The following is a 21,649-nucleotide window of genomic DNA, read 5'->3' as shown; positions in this document are numbered from 1 at the left end:
ATCAGCCTCGCCGACAACAACAACACGCTGTCGAGCGCCTGGGGCAGCGACTACATCAACGACTTCATCGATTGGGGACTGGTTAAGCCGGTCTATCTGCAGTCGGACGCGGATTTCCGCATGCAGCCGGAAGATCTCGACAAATGGCAGGTCCGCAACTCCGGCGGCGCCATGGTGCCGTTCTCGGCCTTCGCCTCCAGCCACTGGACCTACGGATCGCCCCGCCTCGAACGCTACAACGGCTCGGCGGCGGTCGAGATCCAGGGCGCGGCGGCCGCCGGCCAAAGCTCGGGCGCGGCCATGGACGAGATGGACAAACTGGTCGCGCAGCTGCCAGCCGGATATTCGCATGAATGGACCGGGCTGTCGCACCAGGAGAGGCTTTCCGGCAACCAGGCGATGTCGCTCTACGCGATCTCGGCGCTGGTCGTCTTCCTCTGCCTTGCGGCGCTCTATGAAAGCTGGTCGATCCCATTCGCCGTCATGCTGTCGGTGCCGATCGGCATCTTCGGCGCGCTGGCGGCGGCCACTCTCTTCGGCCAGACCAACGACGTCTATTTCAAGGTCGGACTGCTGACGACGATCGGCCTTGCCGCCAAGAACGCCATCCTCATCGTTGAGTTCGCCATCGCACGGCAGGCGGCGGGAATGGGTCTGGTCGAGGCGACGCTCGACGCGGCACGGCAACGCTTGCGGCCGATCCTGATGACGTCGCTGGCCTTCATCCTCGGCGTCACGCCTCTGGCGATCGCGAATGGCGCGGGCTCGGGCGCGCAGAACTCGGTGGGCATCGGCGTCATGGGCGGCATGATCGCGGCGACCGTGATCGGCGTGTTCCTCGTGCCGCTGCTCTTCGTCACGGTGCGCCGCATCTTCAAGGGTAAGGCCGCCAAGCAGGATTCTGGGCAGGATACGGGCGGGACGCCAGCCACAGCCACTCAGCAATAAGGGTTCCTCACATGACAGGTTTCGAACGCGGTCTGCGGACCGCGAAGGGGCTGCTTTTGCCCGCGGTTACCGCTTTTCTGCTCTCCGGATGCGTCGTCGGCCCCGACTATCGGACGCCCCTGTTGGCCGTGCCGGCGACCTGGGGCGACCGGAATGGGACAAAGCCGGCCGAGCCGGCGGAATTGTCGAAATGGTGGCTGAAGCTGCGCGATCCCGAACTCAACGCGCTGGTCGAGCAAGCGGTTGCCGGTAATCTGGATGTGGCGACGGCCAAAGCCAAGATCCGCGAGGCGCGCGCGAGCTACCGCCAGTCGGCGGGAACGCTGTTTCCGTCGGCCGACGGTTCGGCCTCCGCCACGCGCAACAAGGTCGCCGCCACCACCTCCGGCGGCACCGGCAGCGAAACCTACGACCAGTATCAGGCCGGCTTCGATGCCAGTTGGGAACTCGATCTCTTCGGCGCCAGCCGTAGGAGCGTCGAGGCCGCCCGCTACGGCCTGGACGCTTCGCAAGAAGAGCTCCGCTCGACCCTGCTGACCCTGGTTGGCGATGTTGCCTCCAACTACGTCCAGGCCCGCGGCTACCAGACACGCATCGCGCTCGCCCGGCGCTCGGCCGCATCGCAAAGGCAGACCGCCGAGCTCACCCGCACGATGGCGCTGGCCGGCACGGCTACCGCTGCCGATGTCGCCAAGGCCATGGGACAGGCGAGCAGCACGGAAGCCGACGTTCCGAGCCTGGAGGCGGGCTATGCCGAGTCGGTGCATCGCCTTTCCGTGCTGACCGGCCGGCCGCCGGCCGCGCTCATCGCGCGGCTGAAGCGCCCCACCCCGATCCCGACGCCGCGCCTGCCGATCCCGACCGGCATTCCCGCCGATATCCTGCTTACCCGCCCGGACGTGCGGATGGCCGAGCGGCAATGTGCTCAGTACACGGCCAAGATCGGCCAGGCCGAGGCGGCACGCTATCCGAGCGTCAGCCTGACGGGCGACATCAGCACCACCGCCCTCAAGCTCGGCGATCTCGGCAGGAACTCCACCATCGGCTGGTCCTTCGGCCCGACGCTCAGCGTGCCGCTGTTCAACGCCGGCCAGTTGCAGGCAGCGGTCGACGTCGCCAAAGCCCAGCGCGACCAGTATTTCATTGCCTATAAGGCCGCCGTGCTGACGGCGCTGGAAGACGTGGAAAACACTCTCGTGTCGCTCTCGCAGGAGCGCATCAGAAACGGCAAGCTCGCCTCTTCCGCGAAATCCTATGGCGACGCCGCGCGGCTCGAAAGAACGCTCTACAAGGCGGGCGAGACAAGCCTTCTCGACGTGCTGGACGCCGAGCGTTCGGCCTATTCGGCGGATGACACTTTGCTGCAAAGCCGGGTGTCGATCGCCACCGACTACATCGCGCTCAACAAGGCGCTCGGCGGCGGCTGGGACGGCACGATCGACAGCTCGAAGCCGGAGATCATCGATGCCAAGACCGGACCGCGCCTGGCATCGGACACGCAATGATATGCAGACCGCGATGTCCATCCGGCGTTCAACGGCTCAACAAATCTCCGTGAGCGATGGGCTGGAAGCAATTACCCACTATATTATTCACTCGTCGAGGTAATGATATGTCCAGCGCCTACGATCTTGGAACCAATCTGGTCCGCCGCATCTATGAAAAGCGCATAGATGCACCGGCGATTCTTGACGCCGGCACGCATTTCCCCAATGCCGCGAAGTTCACCGCGGCCTGGCAGGAGATCCGCGACGAGGCGCTTGCGGTGAAGCTGAACAAGGTGCCGCGTTTCCACGACATCATGCCGGAGCAAGCCGAGATTTCGGCCAATGACGGCCTCGATTGGCGCATGTTCGTGCTCAAGGCCTACGACATGACGATCCCGCAAAACCTGGCGCGGATGCCTACCCTCAGCCGGCTGCTGTCGGAATGCCCCGAGGTCAAATCGGCAGCCGTCTCATTCCTGGCGCCGCGCAAGCACATCCCGGCCCATCGCGGGCCCTTTCGCGGCATCATGAGATTTCATCTCGGCCTGGTTATTCCGAAACAGGCGGATGGCCGGCCGGCGACGATCATGATGATCAATCACGAGGAAAAGCGGATCGCCGACGGCGAATGCATGCTGTGGGACGACACCTTCGAGCACGAAGTCATGAACAACGCCGATCAGCCACGAGTAGCCTTGCTGCTCGATGTGTGGCGCCCGGAGATGCCGCTGGACATGGAGATCCTGTCCAGGCTGATCGTTCGCGGTGTGCAGGTGGGAATGCGCTACAGGGGCGTGTCTTTCGCCGGCTGAACCGGACGATTGAAGGTTATGCCCTCGCCTCGCGAAACGCCCTTACAGCATTGCCGCGCTTGCCGGGGAACATCACGTCCCTGGCGAGCAGGCCGCTGACGCGGCAGAAGGCCATGAAGGCCCGGCAGGCTTCCTCCGCGCTCGCGACATCGACCGTCGCGCCGAAGCAGGCGTTGAAGGCGGCGTCATAGACCTTGCCCTGCCGGCGCTTCGGCCAGTTCTGCAGGAAGTCGAGCGCCTGTTCGACGCTGTAGATTTCCTCGACCGGCAGGCCGGGCGCGGGCGTGATGCGCACCGGCACCTCGAATTGCAGTCTGTCCATTCCCTGTCTCCCGAACTGGCGCGGTTGCAGCAACGCCATCCGTTCTGAAAAGTTTGCAAAAGTTGCTTTTGCGGCTTTCTGGCCCAGGAATGTGACCTCAGTGCGGTCGGCGGTGCGAGCCGAGGTACGGCGGATCGGCACTTGGCCGCGTGCTGCGTGGATATGTTCGTTCGACGGAGCGATGCAACCGCATCGCCCCGTCTGCCCGCCTTGCCATTGCATCTACTGGTTCGCCGGATCCGTCTCCGCCTCGTAGGCCATGCGAGAGACCACCATCAGCAGATAGGCGGACGGCCCGGCGAAGATGACGCCGAGCACGACCGCTGCCGTCCCTTCCATGCGAAGCGTTTCGGCGATTGCCCAGTAAACGGTACCGATGCAGATCAGCGCCTGGACGGCGAGAAATGAAGCCGCCGAGGCGGCGCGCGTGAGGGCTTTGAACGTCTTGATACGTTGCATCGCGAAGTTCCGAATTGGCGCGCCATGCAACCGGCGGACGGCCGAAGGCCGTCGCCGGGTCGCGGCGCGAAGGAATGTTCGGAGTGTGAAAGCTGCGGTCAGCAACCGACGGACTCAGGCGGTTGGTGGCGCCCGAGGCTGGTTAGCATGCGAGAGCGGCGCTGCCGCAAAGGCAGGCACGATGCTCGTCGGCGCCGGCGAAGCCCGGCCAACGACGACGAAATCGAATGACGGGGCGAGCGCGCCGGGATTGCCTGTGAGGAGCTTTATGGGCGCCGGCCGCCCGGCGCGGGCTTCGACGCCCGGCGCCTTGCCGGTGACCCTCAGCAATGCAAGCGTTTCGCCCTGCCGCGTTGCGCTGATACCGGCGCCGCCCGAGACCGCGGCTGCGGAAGCGGAGACTTCAGCCTGGGCGAAGCCCACCAGCGCGAGCATGAGCAGCGCCATCAAGGCCGAGCATGCGGCCCTGACCGGTAGCAGCGTCGATCTTGCGCGTTCCGATGCCGTCAACGGCACAAATCTCCTGTATACCGACCCGCCCTAACGCACGGGTTGGCGAAAGGAAAGCCCTGCGAACAACCCAGCCCGCGCCAACCCCTGCGCCAGCGAATATTCCCCGCAACAGCCGGCTGAAGGCACTTCGTCCTTGAACCTTGCGGCTTCCGGTGCCAAATCTGGAGAAAATTCAGGCATCGGCTCGCGTCAGGAGCCAACCCACAAACGGACAAAATGGTCACTTATCTCGACGCCGCGACGGCACCCTTAAGAAACACCGGCCAGATCCGCCTCTATGGCGAGGAAGGCTTTGCCGGCATGCGCAAGGCTTGCCACCTCACCGCGCGCTGCCTCGACGAGCTTGTGCCGATGGTGAAGCCCGGCGTCACGACCGAGGCCATCGACCGCTTCGTCTTCGAGTTCGGCATGGATCACGGCGCATTGCCGGCGACGCTCAACTATCGCGGCTACACAAAATCGTCCTGCACCTCGATCAACCACGTCGTCTGCCATGGCATTCCCGACAACAAGCCGCTGAAGGACGGTGACATCGTCAACATCGACGTCACCTATATCCTTGACGGCTGGCATGGCGATTCCTCGCGCATGTATCCCGTCGGCACGATCAAGCGCGCCGCCGAACGTCTGCTCGAGGTGACCTACGAATGCCTGATGCGCGGCATTGCCGCGATCAAGCCCGGCGCCCGCACCGGCGCCATCGGCGCCGCGATCCAGACCTATGCCGAGGCCGAGCGCTGCTCGGTGGTGCGCGACTTCTGCGGCCACGGCGTCGGCCAGCTCTTCCACGACGCGCCCAACATCCTGCACTACGGCATCGTTAACGAAGGCGTCGAAATGCGGCCGGGCATGATTTTTACCGTCGAGCCGATGATCAATCTCGGCCGCCCGCACGTGAAGGTGCTGTCGGACGGCTGGACGGCGGTGACGCGCGACCGCTCGCTGTCGGCGCAGTACGAGCACACGATCGGCGTCACCGAGACAGGCTGCGAGATCTTCACGCTGTCGCCGAAAAAGCTCGACCGCCCCGGCCTGCCGGCCTGAGGTGTATTGAGATTCGGGTCAGGCCGAGCCGAGAATAGCGGGTTTCCGAGAACCGGGCGGGAGCGTATTTGCAGTACGTGAGCCCCGGCCTACGCCGACCGAGCCTTGACTACATGGTGACTCATGAGTGCATCGGCCGGCGAAGGCCGGAAGCGCAGGGCACTGCCATTCGCAGGCCGGCACGACTTCCGACTCTCTGCCTCCTGTAGCTATCCGATCTTCCAGACCTGAGCTCGGCCGGTTGTCGCGATCGTCGTGTAGCATTTTTGTTACACGCGACATCGGAAAGCAATGCCGCTTCAACTACCTCATCGGACCATTGATCTGAGTCAACCGAGCATCTCTCCACGGCTGTCATTGCTGCAGCGCACCAAATTCGAAATTTCAAGGAGAGATATTATGGTGAGAGACTGGATGGGGTCGCGGCGGGGGATCACAGTTGCCATCGCCCTTGTCTTGGCAGGACTGCAGCAGGCCGCGGCGGCGGACGTGCAATCCGTGGACGTGACGCAGGCTCCTGTAGCAGCATCCGGCCCTTGGCAGATTCGCGCGCGCGCCCTGGGCGTGATCACGGACGACAAGGGCAACGTCAACGGAATCCCCGGCTCTGACCTTTCCTATTCGGATACGGTGACGCCGGAATTGGACATCTCCTACTACTTCACGGACAATCTCGCCGCTGAACTCGTTCTCGGCACCACCTACGCCAATATCTACGGCGAGGGAACGATCAGCGGGTTGGGCAAGATCGGCAAGGTCTGGGTGCTACCGCCTACGCTCACGCTGCAATACCACTTCACCGATTTCGGCGCCTTCAAGCCCTATGTCGGTGCCGGCGTGAACTACACGATCTTCTATAACCAGGATGCCGGCAGCGCCGACGCTCTCCATGTCAAGGACACATTCGGCGGCGCCCTGCAGGTCGGCTTCGATTACATGCTGGATCAGCATTGGGGCTTCAATTTCGACGTCAAGAAGCTCTTTTTGGAGCCGAAATTCGACGTCACGGTCGGCGGCACGAACTTTACAGGTAAAGCCAAGCTCAATCCCTGGCTGATCGGCACGGGCGTCACCTACCGCTTCTGACCAGGCAAAACGAAGCCGCCTGCGGGCATTTGAATCGGTGTTCGGAGGGTGCTTTCTCGCGCCCTCCTCGCGCTGTGAGCGCCTTCGTCACCTTCAACACGCAAGCGCATACCGTCGACATGACCGAAGCCGAGGCGGGATTTCACGCACTCGCGCCGAAAAAACTCGACTGGGCCCGGCCTGCCGGCTTAGAGTTCCTTCCTGCCGGGCCTTTTCCGGCCAAGAGCGGGCGGCCTATGGGGGAAACCGGCGACGACGAGCGGGGATTTTTCGCGGAGCTGCCGATCCGGCGGCCCGCGAAGGCCGATCCGGCCGAAAAGCCGCATTACCACGGCCATCGCGATCGTCTTCGCGAACGTTTCGTTGCCGGCGGCGCGGACGCCCTGCCTGACTACGAGTTGCTCGAGCTCCTCCTCTTCCGGCTGATCCCGCGCGTCGACACCAAGCCGATCGCCAAGGCGCTGATCGCCCGCTTCGGCTCGCTCGCCGAAGTGCTCGGCGCGCCGGCGTCGCTGCTCGAGGAAGTCAAAGGCATCGGCCCGGCGGTGGCGACCGATCTCAAGGTCATCGCCGCCACGGCACAGCGCATGGCGCGCGGCGAAGTGCGCGGCCGCGAGGTGCTGTCGAACTGGACGCAACTCCTCGACTATTGCCGCTCCGCCATGGCGTTCGAGACCCGCGAGCAGTTCCGCATCCTCTTCCTCGACAAGAAAAACGCGCTGATCGCCGACGAGGTGCAGCAGACCGGCACCGTCGACCACACGCCGGTCTATCCGCGCGAGGTGGTCAAGCGCGCGCTCGAACTTTCCGCCAGCGCCATCATCCTGGTGCACAACCATCCGTCCGGCGATCCGACACCCTCGCGCGCCGACATCGAGATGACCAAGCAGATCATCGATACGGCGAAGCCGCTCGGCATTGCGGTGCACGACCACATCATCATCGGCCGCAAGGGCAACGCCTCGATGAAGGGGCTGCTGCTGATCTAGGCCCCCCGCGGGCGCAAATAGCAACATGTGGCCACCGGCTAGTCGGCTCTGGAATTTCAACTGGAAATCGAGCATGATGCGGCTTGGCATTCCTGAATGCTTCGCTCTCCTGGGAATGCCGGGAGGAACGGGACATGGCGATTGCGCTTGTACTCGTTTTAGTCGTTGTGGGCTCGGTGTTGTTCCACTTCCTGAGCCCATGGTGGTGGACGCCGATTGCCTCGAATTGGGACTATATCGACAACACCATCATCATCACCTTCTGGATCACCGGCGTCGTCTTCAGCGCCGTCGTGCTTTTTATGGCCTATTGCGTGTTCCGCTTCCGCCATCGCGAAGGCAACCGCGCGGCCTATGAGCCGGAGAACAGGCGCCTCGAATCGTGGCTGACGGTCGTCACCGCCGTCGGCGTCACGGCCCTTCTGGTTCCAGGTCTGTTCGTCTGGAGCCGCTTCGTCAACGTTCCAAGCGAGGCGGCCGACATCGAGGTTATTGGCCAGCAATGGCAGTGGAGCTTCCGCCTGCCCGGCAAGGACGGCAAGCTCGGAACTTCGGATACCCGCGACGTAACCGCTGACAATCCGTTGGGCGTTGCCCCCAAAGATCCGAACGGCCAGGACGATGTCTTGGTCGAGGCCGCCGATCTGCACCTGCCGGTCGGCAAGCCGGTCAAGGTGCTGCTGCGTTCGATCGACGTGCTGCATGATTTCTATATCCCGGAATTTCGCGCCAAGATGGACATGATCCCCGGATCCGTCACTTATTTCTGGTTCACTCCAACCAGAACCGGAACCTTCCAGGTCTTGTGCGCCGAGTTATGCGGCCAGGGGCACCCGCTGATGCATGGCGTGGTCGTGGTCGATACCGAGCAGGACTACCAGGCCTGGCTCGGCCAGCAACAGACTTTTGCGCAATTGTCGGCGCCCCAGCAAACGGGCTCCGCGGACCGCCGGCCAGGAGAGACGACGGCGTCCGGTCCCGACATTGCGGCAAAACTCGAAACTGTCGAGGCCCGCTGAACAGGGCACGGAGGTGCTCCAAATGGTCGACGTCACACCCGCAGATGCCGTTCCGCCCGCCGAAGTCGGAGAGGTGGAACTGTACCATCCGCATAGCTGGTGGACGAAATATGTCTTCTCTCAGGACGCCAAGGTCATTGCGGTCCAGTATTCGGCGACGGCAACGGCCATCGGTCTTGTGGCGCTGGTGCTGTCCTGGCTGATGCGCCTGCAGCTTGGTTTTCCCGGCACGTTCGACTTCATCACTCCGGAAGCCTATTACCAGTTCATCACCGTGCACGGCATGATCATGGTGATCTACCTGCTCACCGCGCTCTTCCTTGGCGGCTTCGGCAATTACCTCATCCCGCTGATGGTCGGCGCCCGCGACATGGTCTTTCCCTATGTCAACATGCTGAGCTACTGGGTCTATCTGCTCGCCGTGCTCGTTCTGGTGTCGAGCTTCTTTGCGCCGGGCGGACCGACGGGCGCAGGCTGGACGCTCTACCCGCCGCAGGCCATCATGACCGGCACGCCGGGCGGCCAGGATTGGGGCATCATCCTGATGCTCTCTTCGCTCATCCTGTTCATCATCGGCTTCACCATGGGTGGCCTGAACTATGTGGTGACGGTGCTGCAGGGCCGTACGCGCGGCATGACCCTTATGCGCCTGCCGCTCACCGTCTGGGGCATCTTCACCGCCACCGTCATGGCGCTGCTCGCCTTTCCGGCGCTGTTCGTCGCTTGTGTGATGATGCTGCTCGACCGTCTGCTCGGCACCTCCTTCTTCATGCCGGCGATCGTCGAAATGGGCGAGCAGCTGCAGCACAATGGCGGCAGCCCGATCCTGTTCCAGCACCTGTTCTGGTTCTTCGGCCACCCGGAAGTCTACATCGTGGCCCTGCCGGCCTTCGGCATCGTGTCCGACCTGATCAGCACGCATGCGCGCAAGAATATCTTCGGCTACCGCATGATGGTCTGGGCCATCATCGCCATCGGCGCGCTGAGCTTCGTGGTCTGGGCGCACCACATGTATGTCAGCGGCATGAATCCTTATTTCGGCTTCTTCTTCGCCACCACGACGTTGATCATTGCCGTGCCGACCGCGATCAAGGTCTATAACTGGGTGCTGACGCTGTGGCGCGGCGACATCCACCTCACCATCCCCATGCTGTTCGCGCTCGCCTTCATCGTCACCTTCGTCAACGGCGGCCTGACGGGCCTGTTCCTCGGGAACGTCGTCGTCGACGTGCCGTTGTCGGACACGATGTTCGTGGTCGCCCATTTCCACATGGTGATGGGCGTCGCGCCGATCCTGGTTATCTTCGGCGCGATCTATCACTGGTATCCGAAGGTCACCGGCCGGATGCTCGACGAGACGCTCGGCCGCTTCCATTTCTGGGTCACCTTCCTCGGCGCCTATCTGATCTTCTTCCCCATGCACTATCTCGGCCTTATGGGCGTTCCTCGGCGCTACGCCGAACTGACCGACATGACGATAATGACGGAGTCGGCCCATCATCTGAACTCGTTCATCAGCATCATGGCCTTCATCGTCGGCTTCGCCCAGATGGTGTTCCTGTTCAACCTGATCTGGAGCATCCGCCATGGCCGCGAGGCCGGCGGCAACCCTTGGCGGGCAACGACGCTCGAGTGGCAGACGCCTGAGACGCCGCCTGCGCACGGCAATTTCGGCAAGGAACTGCCGATCGTCTATCGGTGGGCCTACGACTACAGCGTGCCAGGAGCCAAGGAGGACTTCATCCCGCAGAACGTGCCGGGCTCCTTCGGCCTCGGCCCCTCCAGGGAGCCGGCATGAGCGTTATCGTTGTCTTTTTGCTGGTAATCGCCGGCTTTGCCGGCTGGTGGCTTTCGCACCAGGGGCTGACGGCGAAGCCATGGCTCGAGCAAGGCATGGCCGGGGATTTCGTCGACCTCGACCGGTCGCCCCTGCCCACCGCCAAGATCGGCCTCGGCGTCTTCCTCGCCGTCGTCGGCTGCCTGTTCTCGCTGTTCACCAGCGCCTATTTCATGCGCATGGGCCTGTCGGACTGGCGGCCGCTGCCGCTGCCGCGCCTACTGTGGCTGAACACCGGCGTGCTGGTGCTGAGCAGCGTCGCGCTGCAATGCGCCGTGGTCGCCGCGCGCAGAGGCCAGTTGGACATGGTGAAGCTCGGTCTTGCAACGGCCGGGCTGACCGCCCTCGCCTTCCTGGCCGGCCAGTTGGCGGCCTGGCGGCAGCTGACCGAAGACGGCTACCTGCTGGCCTCCAACCCGGCCAACAGCTTCTTCTACCTGATCACCGCAATGCATGGCCTGCACATAATGGGCGGGCTGGTCGGCCTTGGCAGGACGAGCGCCAGTGCCTGGAACAGCGCCCGGCCGGAGCGGTTGCGCCTCGGCGTCGAGCTCTGCGCCATGTATTGGCATTTCCTGCTTTTCGTCTGGCTCGGCATCTTCGCCGTTCTGGCCGGCTGGGCGGCGACATTCATCGACATTTGCCGGCAATTGCTGACCTAGGAGGCAGGCGATGGCTGAGACGACACATAGCGGCCAGTTGAATCGCCCCGAGGGCTTGCGCGGTATCGCCGCCGATTGGGCCTCGGATCAGCGCGCGTTCAAGAACGTGTCCTGGGGCAAGGCCATGATGTGGATCTTCCTGCTCAGCGACACCTTCATCTTCGGTTGCTTCCTGCTTTCCTACATGACGGCGCGGATTTCCACCCGCGTGCCGTGGCCGAATCCAAGCGAGGTCTTCGCCTTGCGCATCGGCGGCTCGGAGATCCCCCTCATCCTGATCGCCATCATGACCTTCGTGCTGATCTCGAGCAGCGGAACCATGGCCATGGCGGTCAATTTCGGCTACCGCCGCGATCGCCGCAAAACCGCGATCCTGATGCTCTTGACCGCTGCGCTCGGCGCGACATTTGTCGGCATGCAGGCCTTCGAATGGACCAAGCTCATCACCGAGGGAGTGCGACCCTGGGGCAATCCCTGGGGCGCCGCGCAGTTCGGCTCGTCCTTCTTCATGATCACCGGCTTCCACGGCACCCACGTCACGATCGGCGTGATCTTCCTGATCATCGTGGCGCGAAAAGTCTGGCGTGGCGACTTCGACACCGGGCGGCGCGGTTTTTTCACCAGTCGCCGTGGCCGTTACGAGAATGTCGAGATCATGGGACTCTACTGGCACTTCGTCGACCTGGTCTGGGTGTTCATCTTCGCCTTCTTCTATCTTTGGTGAGAAGCAGCTTTGTTGAGAGGCAGATATGGCTGAAGCAACCGCAAACGGTCTCGGACAACACGCACTGCATTCCACCCACGATGCGGCGGCCGTCACCAAGGCGGACACGCATCAGGAACATCCGATCAAGCTCTATCTGGTGGTCTGGGCGTGGCTGTTCATCCTCAGCACCTGCTCCTATCTGGTCGACTATTTCGGTATCCACGGCTACCTCAGATGGTCGCTGATCCTGATCTTCATGATGCTCAAGGCGGGACTGATCGTCGCCGTCTTCATGCATATGGCCTGGGAGCGGCTGGCGATGATGTATGCGATCATCCTGCCGCCGATATTGGTGCTGGTTTTCGTGACGATGATGGTCCTCGAAGCCGACTATACGCTGTTGACCCGTATCGCATTTTTCGGGCCCGGCCCCTGACGCGCGGTTCGATCCAGCCGCGACACAACCAGCCGGGAACGGCGGGTGCCTTTGCCATGAAACAACTGGCCGTGAAACAATAAGGCCGCCCGTCCATTTTGGTTTGACGCATGCGTCGTGAACTCAAGCAGAGGACGCGGAAAATGACGATAGCAAGCAGACTGAGGAACTTTATTGACAGCAAGGGAATCCTCTACGACACCGTCGCGCATCATCGAACCGCCACCAGCAGACAGAGCGCCATCGCCGCGCATGTGCCCGGCAGCATCATGGCGAAGTCGGTGGTCGTTCACCACGAACTCGGTTATGCGCTGGCGGTGGTCCCAAGCACCCACAGGATCGAGCTCGGCAAGCTGCAGGACGTGATGGACAAGCGCCTCGGGCTCGCGTCCGAGGACGAGGTGGTATCGCTCTTCGATGATTGCGACATCGGCGCCATACCGCCGATCGGCGCCGCCTATGATGTGCCGGTTATTCTGGACGAAAGCCTCGGCGATGCCGCCGACGTCTATTTCGAGGGCGGCGACCACAAGACGCTTGTGCATGTCAGCGGCAAGGATTTCCGCAATCTGACCACGGGCGCGCGTCAGGCGCGGTTCAGCCACCGGGCCTATTGAGCGCACCGGCACTCTCGCCGGTCCGTCACAACAGGGCCTGCTCAGTTCGCCGGTCTGGGGCCAGCCGGCGGCTCTATAACCTTGCGGTACAAATGCCAGGTGGCGTGACCGAGAATCGACAGCACCACAGCCAGTTCTGCGTGATGCGCATTAATGCATGTCGCCCAAAAGTGCGCAGCGGTTTTGGGAGAACGACATGCATCAAAACAAAGACTTAAAGCGCGTCGCCCGAATCCGCTTCAGCGTGACGCGCATTAATGGTCAGCCGCAGCGGCGCGCTGGCTCCAGAGCTGCTTTTTCGCTATCCTCAGGCTGCGAAGGTGAACGTCATGGACACGCGGACGCTTCTCATACTCGGCCTTGGCATAATCATCCTGCTGGCATTGGGCTTCTTTGCGCTGCCTTCGTGACGGCGCAGAGCGCAGCATTCCGGCAGCAGTGCCGACGATCTTCCTTCGGGATGAGCAGGCCACCACCGGTGGGGTTGCTTACTTGGAAAACTGTTTCAGATAAGCGATGACGTTGGCTATGTCCTGATCGTTCTTGAGGCCGGGAAACGCCATCTTCGTCCCTTTGACCATGGCCTTGGGATCGTGAAGATACGTTGTCAGGGTGGGCTCGTCCCATTTGACGCCGGATTTTCCGGCTTCGATCATGGCTGTCGAATAGGTGAAATCGGGGTGCGTGCCCGCCGTGCGGCCGATGACGCCATTCAGCGATGGACCGACCTTGTTCTGGTCCTTGTCAGCGACGTGGCAAACCTTGCATTTGGTGAAGACCTTCTCGCCTGCAGCGGCATCCTGTGCCCGTGACGGATTCACGGTGAAAGCGACAGCAGGCATGATGGCTAAGAACGCGATTGCGCGCATGGCATTTCCTCCCTGATCGCCGTTGTGCCGGCGTGCCGGTCGCGGCGGCATGCTGCACTTCATGGCAGAGCGGAATATCCGCATCTCCCCAGTGGAGTTGCGCTACCCGCATACCACAGAATCCGGCCATCGGATAGGAAAGCCAACATTTTGCGAAGGGTTACAAGCCGAGCCGGCTCACGGCGGATCGGTGTTGCAGCTTGCCGCGATCTGGCCGATCGCCTCGGAGAGCCCGGTGAGCTCGAAATCGGCCTCGCCGCGCCCGGACAACAGGCCGAAACGCCATGACAGCAACAAACGGTTCGCCGAAACCAGCCGCTTGATGCCGTCGTCGCCTTCCCTGACCAGCAATTTGCCGCGCGGGCCGACAGACCAGCTCTCATCGAATTTGCTGCCGCCGTCGACCATGACCGACATGGTGATCTTGCGGCTGGCGGAGACCGCGTCGTTGAGCTGCAGCCATTCGCTCCAGCGCGGTTCGCCGCCGGGCCGGCAGGCCAGCGTCAGCACCGGGCTGTAGCCCAGCGCGCCGCCGCCGGTGATCAACTTGTTGGTGGCGTGGAGCGATGCCGTTACCTGGCCGTCGCCGCCGGCGTCGACACGCCAGTTGCCGAGATCCGGACCGGCCTGAGCATTCTCCATGGCCGCGGCAAGCAGGAGCGCCGCGGCAACAACCACGCCCCTCGTCCTGAATGCCTGCCTCACCGGTACCTCCAAACGACCCTGCGAAATGCGATACCGCGCAGATAATCATCAACGTTCGGTATCGCCAGCAGTGGGAATTCATCTGAAGTCTGCTGTGTTGCCGTGCGGCAACAACGAAAAAGGCCGCCCGAGGGGCGGCCTTTCGAAATCAGATTGTCGAGCCGTTTTACTCGGCGTCCTTGGCGGCCTTCTTCTTCGGCGCGGCCTTCTTCTTCGGCTCTTCCGCCTCGTCGGCGGTTTCGCCCGCCTTTGCTTCGCTTGCCTTGGCCTCGGCCTTCTTCGAGGAAGCCTTCTTCGCCGGCTTCGCCTTGGTCGCGGTGTCTGCCTCCTCGTCGTCGGCCATCAGCTCTTCCTTGCTGACCTTGACGTCGTTTACCGAGATCTGGCCGAGCAGATAATCGACGACCTTTTCCTCGAACATTGGCGCGCGCAGCGAATTGATCGCCTCCGGGTTGTTGCGATAGAACTCGAAGGCTTCCTGCTGCTGGTTGGCCGGGAAGCGGCGAACCTGTTCGAACAGGCCGCGCTGCAACTCCTCGTCCGACACGGTGACGCCGGCCTTCTCGCCGATCTCGGCGAGAACCAGGCCGAGACGCACGCGGCGTTCGGCCAGACGCATATATTCGGCGCGCGCCTCTTCTTCCGTGGTCTCCTCGTCGGCGAAGGTACGGCTGGCCGCTTCGAGGTCTCGGTTGACCTGCGCCCAGATGTTGTTGAACTCGGCTTCGACGAGCTTCGACGGCGCCTCGAAGGAATAGGCGGCGTCGAGCTGGTCGAGCAGCTGGCGCTTCACCTTCTGGCGGGTCATCGAACCGAACTGGTTCTCGATCTGGCCGCGCACGATCTCGCGAAGACGCTCCAGCGATTCCAGGCCAAGGTTCTTGGCGGTCTCGTCAGTGACTTCGATTTCGCCGGGCTTCGCCACTTCCTTGACGGTGACGTCGAAGGTGGCTTCCTTGCCGGCCAGATGCGCCGCCTGGTAGTTCTCGGGGAAGGTGACGGTGACCAGCTTCTCGTCACCGGCCTTGGTGCCGATCAGTTGATCCTCGAAGCCCGGGATGAACTCCTTGGAGCCCAGCACCAGCGGCTGGTCCGTGCCGGCGCCGCCGGCAAAGGCCTCGCCGCCGATCTTTCCGACATAGTCGATGGTCACGCGGTCGCCCTCAGCGGCCTTGCCATCCTTAGGCTCGTAGCTGCGCGCGGATTCGGCGACGCGCTTCACCTGGTCTTCGACTTCCGACCCCGGCACGTCGTAAACCTGGCGCGTCACCTTGATGTCGGAGAAATCCTTGATCTCGATCGCCGGGATGACTTCGTAATTGAGACGGAACTCGAAGTCGGCGCCGCCGGCCAGGATCTTCTCGGCTTCCTTCTCGTCCTCGGTCATGATCACTTCGGGCTGCATGGCAGCCTTTTCGCCGCGGCCCGAGATGATCGAGCGGGTCGAGTCGTTGAGGATCTCGTTGACGACTTCGGCCATGAACGACTTGCCGTACACCTTGCGCAGGTGCTGCACCGGCACCTTGCCCGGGCGGAAGCCGTTGATCCGCACCTTTTCGCGGGCGTCGTTGAGCCGCGCCATCAGCTTGGCTTCCATGTCACCGGCCGGCACGGTGATCTTGATCTCGCGCTTGAGACCGGAGTTGAGCGTTTCGGTGACCTGCATCCTAAAACCTTTGTTTTCACCAATGAGGCTGCCAAACGGTTCCTAGCCGTTCACAGCCTGCCGGTATAATCTTGCCGGAAATGGCTTTTGGTACGGAACCCGGTGATCTGACCGCTGTCGCGGCTCAAACTCTCCTGAACCCCGCTTCCAAAATGTGAAGAAGTCTTTGTTTTTCCTACTTCTTCTTGCATTCTGCAGAAGCGGATAGTCGCGTCCCGTCACATTCGACACGCCTTTTGTCACAGGCTAGGCTAATTTTCAACTATCTTCGCGATTAGGCGAATGACGGCCATTTGGACCCCGACCCATTTGGACCCTCACATTGACAGAATGATGGCTACATGGGATTGCCGGGGAACGCGGATGTGGCGGAATTGGTAGACGCCCTGGATTTAGGTTCCAGTGCCGAAAGGCGTGGGGGTTCGAGTCCCTTCATCCGCACCATCCTTCGCTCTGACGAGCTTCGGGCGACGAGCCACCTGAAGATCAGTGAGCAAAAGGGCCTCTCCGAAGCCTTGGCAAAAGAACGACCGGAGCAATCAATTCCTGGCGGCGCGAGCAAGGCCTTACGCCCGCGGAGACAATTCCGCTTTTTGCCTATCCGATGCACTTGAAATAGCCCGTTAACAGGTTCTTAGTTGCAGCAGGTGGGTTGGGGCTCTGTCAGGTTGTGCGCGTCGTTTCTCTGGTTCTAGGGGTTGGGTCAGCTCTCGCCGCAGCGACATGTCAGGTTGAGGCTTTAGAGTACACTGCGGCCTCCTCTCCGGGCGGGCAGCCGATGCTTGTTGTCTCCGGTGAATTTGGCGCCAACGAACCCGTGAACGCCTTAGGCAACGCGGTTGCGAGCAGCGGGGCCAGGGTGATCGTATTCAACTCGCCCGGCGGCAATGTCGGCAGTGCGATTCGGCTGGGGCGCATGATCCGCGCGGCAGGGTTGGATACGCTTCAGGTTCGCCAATTGCAGTGCGCTTCGGCCTGCTCACTGGCCTTCTTGGGTGGCGTCCACCGTATTGCCGAACCAGGTTCTATCGGTATTCACCGGCCGTTCCTCAAACCGGCTGACGGGATGTCCAACGAAGAGGCTGACGCCCGTGTCCAGCTCGGAACGGCCGCAGTCCTAGCCTATGTAGTCGAGATGGGAGTGGATCCCAAGCTGATGGAATTGGCTTCGAGCTACGGCAAGCATGATATAAGATACCTGTCGGCGAGCGAAATGGCTGACTTGCGCGTGACCAATGCCGAAACGAGCCAATCGCCGGCAGATACATCGCAGATGTCTGCGAGGCCAAATCCCGCGCCCGTGCCTTCCCCTGTACCCGATGCCACGCAACAGCCGGAAAGCGTAGCGGTCGCCTTCGTCAAGGATCTCATCGAGCATCATGGCGACAACGACGATTTCGCTCTTGCTCAAGCTCAGGCGTCCTACGCTCCCACGGTCGACTATTATGGCAAGTTGACGAACCTGAGCTCGATCATTCAGGACAAGAGGAACTATTATCAGCGATGGCCTGAACGCGGATATAGCGTCCGCAATGACAGCATTATGGTCAACTGCGTTGACGATCGCTGCATTGTCTCGGGCGTCTATGACTGGGTTGTACGCAGCCCCTCGATACACAAGCAGGAAAAAGGCGTAGCAAACTTTAGCTATACGATTTCGATTGGTCCCTATCTCAAAATCATCGCAGAGACAGGCAGTGTTCAGCGATAACCGAGACCACCGTTCAGGCGGACCGTCGCGCTCACGCCAAGGCCGTACACACTAATAAAGCGGCTCCTCGAACAGCGTCTTGCTGCCGTCCATGAGCGCCTTGATCTGCGCCGCGCCGTTGGCTGACAGCGCCAGCTTGATGCCGAACGGCCGCACGCGCATGTCATTCTGGATCGCCACGCCCTGGCCTTCGGGCAGATAGAAGCGCTCGATCCCGTATTCCGGCGCGATCGTCATGTTGGGTGAGCGTAGATCCCAGCCATCCGCCACATGGCCGACAATGTCGGCCTCATCGGAAGCGGCAGGCGCCGGCGCCTGATCGAACCATGCCGCGCTCGGCTGCCAGTAGCCGTCGGCACCCTTCTTCAACCTGACGACGAGCTCGGAATCGTTGCTGGTGAACTTGCCAGGCGGAATGTTGGCGATGAGCCTCACCGGGATGCGCGATATGTCATAGCCAAGCGAGATGTAGTCGCCGCGCAGAAGATCGCGTGGGTCCACAGGCTCGATCTTCAAAACCACTTCCTTGCCGTTGCGCAGGATCGCCGCGCGTCCGGCAATGATCCAGCTCAGGAAGCCGATCTGGAAAAGCGCCAGCACCAGCGCCGAGATGATCAGTCTTTTCCCGGTCATGCCGCTGCTCCTCCCCCGGCAGGCGTCTTCATGCGCTTTTCGACGCGGATGATGACCAGCGCCAGTATCCCCAGCAGCACGGCCGCGGACAGGAAGAAGCCCGCCGTGTCGAGCATCGACTGCAGCATCACCACATAGATGATGGCGAGTTCGAAGGCGAAGCCGGCATAGGCCACCCAGCGCAAGCCCCTGCTCTCACGACCGCCCAGCATGATCGCCGCGACGATGCCGGCAAGCGCGGTCGCCGAGGCAATGGCAAAGCCGCTGTTGTAGCTCGCCTCATCGCCCAGTTCGAACTGGACCATCGCCAGGCCGGTGAGAAAACCGATAAGCGCGTGCAAGGGCAGCCGGCCGCCGAGCTGCACGATCCTGTCGACGGGTTCCGCGGCGAAGATTGCAGCCGCGAACAGCGCCGCTGAGACGAGCACGAGCGGAATGGCGACTTGCAGCGTGTTGTGATCTATCGCCAGCAGCACGAGATAGAACAGGATCGAAAGGACGATCAGGTGTCGCGCCGCCTGGCTGCGTGTCCAGAATGAAATGGCAAACAGCACCAGCGCAATTGCCGCGAAGAGATAGGGAAACTCGGCCCGGCGGAAAAATCCGCCCCATTTGAGGAACAACCAGGCATCGGCGATGCCGACCGCAGCCACGGTGAGGGGGTTCGAGCGCAATGCGACCGCCGCCAGCGCGGTGCCGGCGCACCAGGTCAGCAGCGCCGCGGCCTCGTCTCCCGACAGGTGATACATCTGGCCGATCAGCGCGATCGATCCGCCGAAGGCCGCGGCGGCGACGACCCACAGCGCCTCGCCGATCGCCGCGTGATCGCGTGTCTTCAGCAACGCACCGCCGACATAGCCGCCGACGATGACGGCAAACAGCGCCGCCACGCGCGCCAGCCGGGGAATGGCTTCCCAGTTGGCGGCCACGAAGATGAGTATCGCAGCGCCGAACAGCAGTGCGGCCATCATCGCCAGGATCGAGCCGAAGCTCAGCGAGGTGCGCTCGTTGGCGGCCACGTCGCGCGCCAATGCATCGGCCGTCGCCGCATCGATCAGGCCCGCCTCCCGCCAGCGGGCAATATCCGCCCTCACCCGTGTCGCATAGCCCGCCATGCGTTTCCCCCAAGCTTGGTCATTTTTTTAGCCGCAAGGGCCAAACCGTTGACGCAGCGGCATTTTCCGATTCGGTCTTCTTTGTGTCGCAAGCGTGAAGGGTCGTTAATGTTGCATTGCACAAATTGCATTGCTGCCATGCGCCAATGACACTTTTAAACCGATATAATCCGACCTATTTTCTGTTCGTACACAAACGGAATGATCCGAACTAAAGACGAAACGAGCACTACCATGAACCTGATCCGCAACTACCGCAACTGGCGCCGCTACCGGGAAACCGTTTCCGAGCTGAACCGCCTGTCGAACCGTGAACTGACCGACCTCGGCATCAGCCGCAGCGACATCCACTACGTCGCCCGCAAGGCGGTCTAATCCGCTTCGGACCGCGAATGGTCCGAACCAGTTTTGAGAAGAGTAAGACAATGAACCTGATCCGCAGCTACCGTAACTGGCGCGTTTATCGCGAGACGGTTTCCGAGCTGGGTCGGCTTTCGAACCGCCAGCTCCACGATCTCGGTATCGTTCGCGACGAGATCAAGACGATCGCCCGCAAGGCGGTCTAAGCAAGGCATTTCGCCAGGGTCGACCTCCTCCCCGACCCTGACGGATACGGCCAACCCTCACCTCCTCCCGAGGGTTGACCACCGAAACGGCGCCCGCCGGACCTCCTCCCCCGGCGGGCGTTGTTGTTTTTGGAGCAATTCCAGAAAAAGTGTGCAGCGGTTGGGCTCGGCGACGTCGCCGTAAGCTTCGTCCGGAATTGCGTAAAACAAATAGCTAGGGGGCAGTCTTCCCGCACCAGCCCGCCGAAGCCGGCAATTGCATTCGCCGCGCCAAGCGACTATTCCGGCGCTCATGAGCAAAGATCCCGTTCACGTCATCGGTGGTGGCCTCGCCGGCTCCGAGGCGGCATGGCAAATCGCCGAGGCCGGCGTTCCGGTCGTGCTGCACGAAATGCGCCCGGTGCGCGGCACCGATGCCCACAAGACCGACGGGCTGGCCGAGCTCGTCTGCTCCAACTCGTTTCGCTCGGACGACGCCGAGACCAATGCGGTGGGCCTGCTGCACGCCGAAATGCGGCTTGCCGGCTCGCTGATCATGAGCGCCGGCGACGCTCACCAGGTGCCCGCCGGCGGCGCGCTCGCTGTCGACCGCGACGGCTTTTCCGATGCGGTCACCGCAAAGATCGAAGCGCATCCGCTGATCACCATCCAGCGCGAGGAAGTGCCGGGACTGCCGCCCGAGGATTGGGACCAGGCGATCATCGCCACCGGCCCGCTGACGGCGCCCTCGCTGGCGCAATCGATCGCCGAAGCAACCGGCGCCGATGCGCTCGCCTTCTTCGACGCCATCGCGCCGATCGTTCATTTCGACACGATCGACATGAACACCTGCTGGTTCCAGTCGCGCTACGACAAGGTCGGCCCCGGCGGCACCGGCAAGGACTACATCAACTGCCCGATGGACAAGGAGCAATATCTCGCTTTCGTGGCGGCGTTGCTGGAGGGCCAAAAAACCGAGTTCAAACAGTGGGAAGGCACGCCCTATTTCGATGGCTGCCTGCCGATCGAGGTGATGGCCGAGCGCGGCGTCGAGACGCTGCGCTACGGTCCGATGAAGCCGATGGGCCTGACCAACGTCCATAATCCCTCGGTCAAGGCCTATGCGGTGGTGCAGCTTCGCCAGGACAATGCGCTGGGCACGCTCTACAACATGGTCGGTTTCCAGACCAAGCTGAAGCATGCCGAGCAGGTGCGCATCTTCCGCACCATTCCGGGGCTAGAGAACGCCGAGTTCGCGCGCCTCGGCGGCTTGCACCGCAACACCTACATCAACTCGCCGACGCTGCTCGATCCGTCGCTGCAGCTCAAATTGCGGCCGGGCCTACGCTTTGCCGGCCAGATCACCGGCTGCGAAGGCTATGTCGAGAGCGCCGCGATCGGCCTGCTCGCCGGCCGTTTCGCCGCCGCCGAGCGGCTCGGCCAGGCGCCCTCGCTGCCACCGCCGACC

At 62.4% G+C, this 21,649-nt stretch carries 25 protein-coding genes and 1 tRNA gene; 18 read left to right on the top strand and 8 right to left on the bottom strand.

Annotated features, from left to right (window positions below):
- The 3 genes from EOA38_RS06005 to EOA38_RS05995 form a co-directional block, all read left to right on the top strand.
- The coding region (locus EOA38_RS06005) for an efflux RND transporter permease subunit (RefSeq protein WP_145965926.1) at positions 1-948 on the top strand (948 nt) is incomplete at its 5' end.
- An 11-nt stretch (positions 949-959) separates the two neighbouring features.
- A complete protein-coding gene (locus EOA38_RS06000) occupies positions 960-2,453 on the top strand; it encodes an efflux transporter outer membrane subunit (protein ID WP_127298722.1) in 1,494 nt (497 codons plus the stop codon).
- A gap of 107 nt (positions 2,454-2,560) precedes the next feature.
- The gene (locus tag EOA38_RS05995; protein WP_127298721.1) at positions 2,561-3,247 is read left to right on the top strand and encodes an aspartyl/asparaginyl beta-hydroxylase domain-containing protein; all 687 of its coding nucleotides are present in this window, start codon (positions 2,561-2,563) and stop codon (positions 3,245-3,247) included.
- Between the two features lie 16 nt (positions 3,248-3,263).
- On the opposite strand, the gene EOA38_RS05990 is transcribed toward EOA38_RS05995, so the two are convergent.
- From EOA38_RS05990 to EOA38_RS05980, 3 genes are all read right to left on the bottom strand, one after another.
- Positions 3,264-3,569: a DUF982 domain-containing protein gene (locus EOA38_RS05990; protein WP_127298720.1), complete on the bottom strand. Its 306-nt coding sequence runs from the start codon at positions 3,567-3,569 to the stop codon at positions 3,264-3,266.
- A 222-nt stretch (positions 3,570-3,791) separates the two neighbouring features.
- On the bottom strand, positions 3,792-4,028 hold the full coding sequence (locus EOA38_RS05985) for a hypothetical protein (RefSeq protein ID WP_126093428.1): 237 nt from the start codon (positions 4,026-4,028) through the stop codon (positions 3,792-3,794).
- A 114-nt stretch (positions 4,029-4,142) separates the two neighbouring features.
- On the bottom strand, positions 4,143-4,538 hold the full coding sequence (locus tag EOA38_RS05980; RefSeq protein ID WP_245480775.1) for a hypothetical protein: 396 nt from the start codon (positions 4,536-4,538) through the stop codon (positions 4,143-4,145).
- A gap of 219 nt (positions 4,539-4,757) precedes the next feature.
- On the opposite strand from EOA38_RS05980, the gene map reads away from it, so the two are divergent.
- The 10 genes from map to EOA38_RS38985 all read left to right on the top strand — a co-directional run bounded on the left by map (position 4,758) and on the right by EOA38_RS38985 (position 13,347).
- On the top strand, positions 4,758-5,585 hold the full coding sequence (gene map / locus EOA38_RS05975) for a type I methionyl aminopeptidase (RefSeq protein ID WP_127298719.1): 828 nt from the start codon (positions 4,758-4,760) through the stop codon (positions 5,583-5,585).
- A 399-nt stretch (positions 5,586-5,984) separates the two neighbouring features.
- On the top strand, positions 5,985-6,671 hold the full coding sequence (locus EOA38_RS05970) for an OmpW family protein (protein ID WP_127298725.1): 687 nt from the start codon (positions 5,985-5,987) through the stop codon (positions 6,669-6,671).
- A 236-nt stretch (positions 6,672-6,907) separates the two neighbouring features.
- Positions 6,908-7,660, top strand: coding sequence for a DNA repair protein RadC (radC, locus tag EOA38_RS05965; protein WP_127298724.1), 753 nt, complete (start codon positions 6,908-6,910; stop codon positions 7,658-7,660).
- 134 nt (positions 7,661-7,794) lie between these two features.
- Entirely contained in the window at positions 7,795-8,679 is an 885-nt protein-coding gene (coxB, locus tag EOA38_RS05960; RefSeq protein WP_126093426.1) for a cytochrome c oxidase subunit II, read from the top strand.
- Positions 8,680-8,701: 22 nt separating this feature from the next.
- Positions 8,702-10,477 (top strand): cytochrome c oxidase subunit I, encoded by a 1,776-nt coding sequence (ctaD, locus tag EOA38_RS05955; protein ID WP_126093425.1) that lies wholly within the window; start codon positions 8,702-8,704, stop codon positions 10,475-10,477.
- The gene (locus EOA38_RS05950; RefSeq protein WP_127298718.1) at positions 10,474-11,178 is read left to right on the top strand and encodes a cytochrome c oxidase subunit 3; all 705 of its coding nucleotides are present in this window, start codon (positions 10,474-10,476) and stop codon (positions 11,176-11,178) included. Before ctaD ends, EOA38_RS05950 begins: the two co-directional genes overlap by 4 nt.
- 10 nt (positions 11,179-11,188) lie before the next feature.
- Positions 11,189-11,902 carry a heme-copper oxidase subunit III family protein gene (locus EOA38_RS05945; protein WP_127298717.1) on the top strand — a complete coding sequence of 238 codons (714 nt, stop codon included), beginning with the start codon at positions 11,189-11,191 and terminating at the stop codon, positions 11,900-11,902.
- A gap of 25 nt (positions 11,903-11,927) precedes the next feature.
- Positions 11,928-12,320, top strand: coding sequence for a cytochrome C oxidase subunit IV family protein (locus tag EOA38_RS05940; RefSeq protein ID WP_126093422.1), 393 nt, complete (start codon positions 11,928-11,930; stop codon positions 12,318-12,320).
- A 143-nt stretch (positions 12,321-12,463) separates the two neighbouring features.
- Positions 12,464-12,937 (top strand): aminoacyl-tRNA deacylase, encoded by a 474-nt coding sequence (locus EOA38_RS05935; RefSeq protein ID WP_127298716.1) that lies wholly within the window; start codon positions 12,464-12,466, stop codon positions 12,935-12,937.
- A 257-nt stretch (positions 12,938-13,194) separates the two neighbouring features.
- Entirely contained in the window at positions 13,195-13,347 is a 153-nt protein-coding gene (locus EOA38_RS38985; RefSeq protein WP_189350014.1) for a hypothetical protein, read from the top strand.
- A 78-nt stretch (positions 13,348-13,425) separates the two neighbouring features.
- Here the strand turns inward: EOA38_RS38985 and EOA38_RS05925 are convergent, their stop codons facing one another.
- The 3 genes from EOA38_RS05925 to tig all read right to left on the bottom strand — a co-directional run bounded on the left by EOA38_RS05925 (position 13,426) and on the right by tig (position 16,177).
- Positions 13,426-13,806: a cytochrome c family protein gene (locus EOA38_RS05925; RefSeq protein ID WP_126093419.1), complete on the bottom strand. Its 381-nt coding sequence runs from the start codon at positions 13,804-13,806 to the stop codon at positions 13,426-13,428.
- Between the two features lie 177 nt (positions 13,807-13,983).
- Entirely contained in the window at positions 13,984-14,448 is a 465-nt protein-coding gene (locus EOA38_RS05920; RefSeq protein WP_127298723.1) for a hypothetical protein, read from the bottom strand.
- A gap of 229 nt (positions 14,449-14,677) precedes the next feature.
- Positions 14,678-16,177, bottom strand: coding sequence for a trigger factor (gene tig / locus EOA38_RS05915; RefSeq protein ID WP_127298714.1), 1,500 nt, complete (start codon positions 16,175-16,177; stop codon positions 14,678-14,680).
- A gap of 359 nt (positions 16,178-16,536) precedes the next feature.
- Here tig and EOA38_RS05910 point away from each other — a divergent pair.
- Positions 16,537-16,621: transfer RNA gene (locus EOA38_RS05910), tRNA-Leu, on the top strand.
- Positions 16,622-16,955: 334 nt separating this feature from the next.
- Positions 16,956-17,888, top strand: a complete 933-nt coding sequence (locus tag EOA38_RS05905; protein WP_126093417.1) for a hypothetical protein — start codon at positions 16,956-16,958, stop codon at positions 17,886-17,888.
- Positions 17,889-17,939: 51 nt separating this feature from the next.
- On the opposite strand, the gene EOA38_RS05900 is transcribed toward EOA38_RS05905, so the two are convergent.
- Together EOA38_RS05900 and EOA38_RS05895 are read right to left on the bottom strand one after the other, a co-directional pair.
- A complete protein-coding gene (locus tag EOA38_RS05900; RefSeq protein ID WP_126093416.1) occupies positions 17,940-18,521 on the bottom strand; it encodes a GDYXXLXY domain-containing protein in 582 nt (193 codons plus the stop codon).
- A complete protein-coding gene (locus EOA38_RS05895) occupies positions 18,518-19,636 on the bottom strand; it encodes a DUF2157 domain-containing protein (RefSeq protein WP_127298713.1) in 1,119 nt (372 codons plus the stop codon). The genes EOA38_RS05900 and EOA38_RS05895 overlap by 4 nt, the downstream gene beginning before the upstream one ends.
- Positions 19,637-19,870: 234 nt before the next feature.
- Between EOA38_RS05895 and EOA38_RS05890 the strand changes: the two genes are divergently transcribed.
- The 3 genes from EOA38_RS05890 to trmFO all read left to right on the top strand — a co-directional run.
- Complete coding sequence (locus EOA38_RS05890; RefSeq protein WP_082056373.1) at positions 19,871-20,011, top strand: DUF1127 domain-containing protein; 141 nt, start codon at positions 19,871-19,873, stop codon at positions 20,009-20,011.
- Positions 20,012-20,061: 50 nt separating this feature from the next.
- A complete protein-coding gene (locus tag EOA38_RS05885; RefSeq protein ID WP_127298712.1) occupies positions 20,062-20,202 on the top strand; it encodes a DUF1127 domain-containing protein in 141 nt (46 codons plus the stop codon).
- Positions 20,203-20,494: 292 nt separating this feature from the next.
- Positions 20,495-21,649: methylenetetrahydrofolate--tRNA-(uracil(54)-C(5))-methyltransferase (FADH(2)-oxidizing) TrmFO (trmFO, locus tag EOA38_RS05880; RefSeq protein ID WP_127298711.1), on the top strand; the 1,155-nt coding region annotated here is incomplete at its 3' end.

Source organism: Mesorhizobium sp. M1E.F.Ca.ET.041.01.1.1 (genome assembly GCF_003997355.1).
In the GTDB taxonomy this organism is placed as follows: domain Bacteria; phylum Pseudomonadota; class Alphaproteobacteria; order Rhizobiales; family Rhizobiaceae; genus Mesorhizobium.
Note: the sequence above shows the minus strand (reverse complement) of the source record. Positions and strands in the feature narration are given on the sequence as shown.

What these genes read in the sequence shown, in the direction of transcription:
- EOA38_RS05970 (WP_127298725.1), top strand. Translation starts at nt 5,985, where the DNA reads ATGGTGAGAGACTGGATGGGGTCGCGGCGGGGGATCACAGTTGCCATC.
- EOA38_RS05895 (WP_127298713.1), bottom strand. Translation starts at nt 19,636, where the DNA reads ATGGCGGGCTATGCGACACGGGTGAGGGCGGATATTGCCCGCTGGCGG.
- EOA38_RS05920 (WP_127298723.1), bottom strand. Translation starts at nt 14,448, where the DNA reads ATGGAGAATGCTCAGGCCGGTCCGGATCTCGGCAACTGGCGTGTCGAC.
- radC (WP_127298724.1), top strand. Translation starts at nt 6,908, where the DNA reads ATGGGGGAAACCGGCGACGACGAGCGGGGATTTTTCGCGGAGCTGCCG.
- EOA38_RS05950 (WP_127298718.1), top strand. Translation starts at nt 10,474, where the DNA reads ATGAGCGTTATCGTTGTCTTTTTGCTGGTAATCGCCGGCTTTGCCGGC.
- EOA38_RS05885 (WP_127298712.1), top strand. Translation starts at nt 20,062, where the DNA reads ATGAACCTGATCCGCAGCTACCGTAACTGGCGCGTTTATCGCGAGACG.
- EOA38_RS05940 (WP_126093422.1), top strand. Translation starts at nt 11,928, where the DNA reads ATGGCTGAAGCAACCGCAAACGGTCTCGGACAACACGCACTGCATTCC.
- EOA38_RS05900 (WP_126093416.1), bottom strand. Translation starts at nt 18,521, where the DNA reads ATGACCGGGAAAAGACTGATCATCTCGGCGCTGGTGCTGGCGCTTTTC.
- EOA38_RS05905 (WP_126093417.1), top strand. Translation starts at nt 16,956, where the DNA reads ATGCTTGTTGTCTCCGGTGAATTTGGCGCCAACGAACCCGTGAACGCC.
- EOA38_RS05985 (WP_126093428.1), bottom strand. Translation starts at nt 4,028, where the DNA reads ATGCAACGTATCAAGACGTTCAAAGCCCTCACGCGCGCCGCCTCGGCG.
- ctaD (WP_126093425.1), top strand. Translation starts at nt 8,702, where the DNA reads ATGGTCGACGTCACACCCGCAGATGCCGTTCCGCCCGCCGAAGTCGGA.
- EOA38_RS05890 (WP_082056373.1), top strand. Translation starts at nt 19,871, where the DNA reads ATGAACCTGATCCGCAACTACCGCAACTGGCGCCGCTACCGGGAAACC.
- map (WP_127298719.1), top strand. Translation starts at nt 4,758, where the DNA reads ATGGTCACTTATCTCGACGCCGCGACGGCACCCTTAAGAAACACCGGC.
- coxB (WP_126093426.1), top strand. Translation starts at nt 7,795, where the DNA reads ATGGCGATTGCGCTTGTACTCGTTTTAGTCGTTGTGGGCTCGGTGTTG.
- tig (WP_127298714.1), bottom strand. Translation starts at nt 16,177, where the DNA reads ATGCAGGTCACCGAAACGCTCAACTCCGGTCTCAAGCGCGAGATCAAG.
- EOA38_RS05945 (WP_127298717.1), top strand. Translation starts at nt 11,189, where the DNA reads ATGGCTGAGACGACACATAGCGGCCAGTTGAATCGCCCCGAGGGCTTG.
- EOA38_RS05990 (WP_127298720.1), bottom strand. Translation starts at nt 3,569, where the DNA reads ATGGACAGACTGCAATTCGAGGTGCCGGTGCGCATCACGCCCGCGCCC.
- EOA38_RS05935 (WP_127298716.1), top strand. Translation starts at nt 12,464, where the DNA reads ATGACGATAGCAAGCAGACTGAGGAACTTTATTGACAGCAAGGGAATC.
- EOA38_RS05995 (WP_127298721.1), top strand. Translation starts at nt 2,561, where the DNA reads ATGTCCAGCGCCTACGATCTTGGAACCAATCTGGTCCGCCGCATCTAT.
- EOA38_RS38985 (WP_189350014.1), top strand. Translation starts at nt 13,195, where the DNA reads ATGGTCAGCCGCAGCGGCGCGCTGGCTCCAGAGCTGCTTTTTCGCTAT.
- EOA38_RS05925 (WP_126093419.1), bottom strand. Translation starts at nt 13,806, where the DNA reads ATGCGCGCAATCGCGTTCTTAGCCATCATGCCTGCTGTCGCTTTCACC.
- EOA38_RS06000 (WP_127298722.1), top strand. Translation starts at nt 960, where the DNA reads ATGACAGGTTTCGAACGCGGTCTGCGGACCGCGAAGGGGCTGCTTTTG.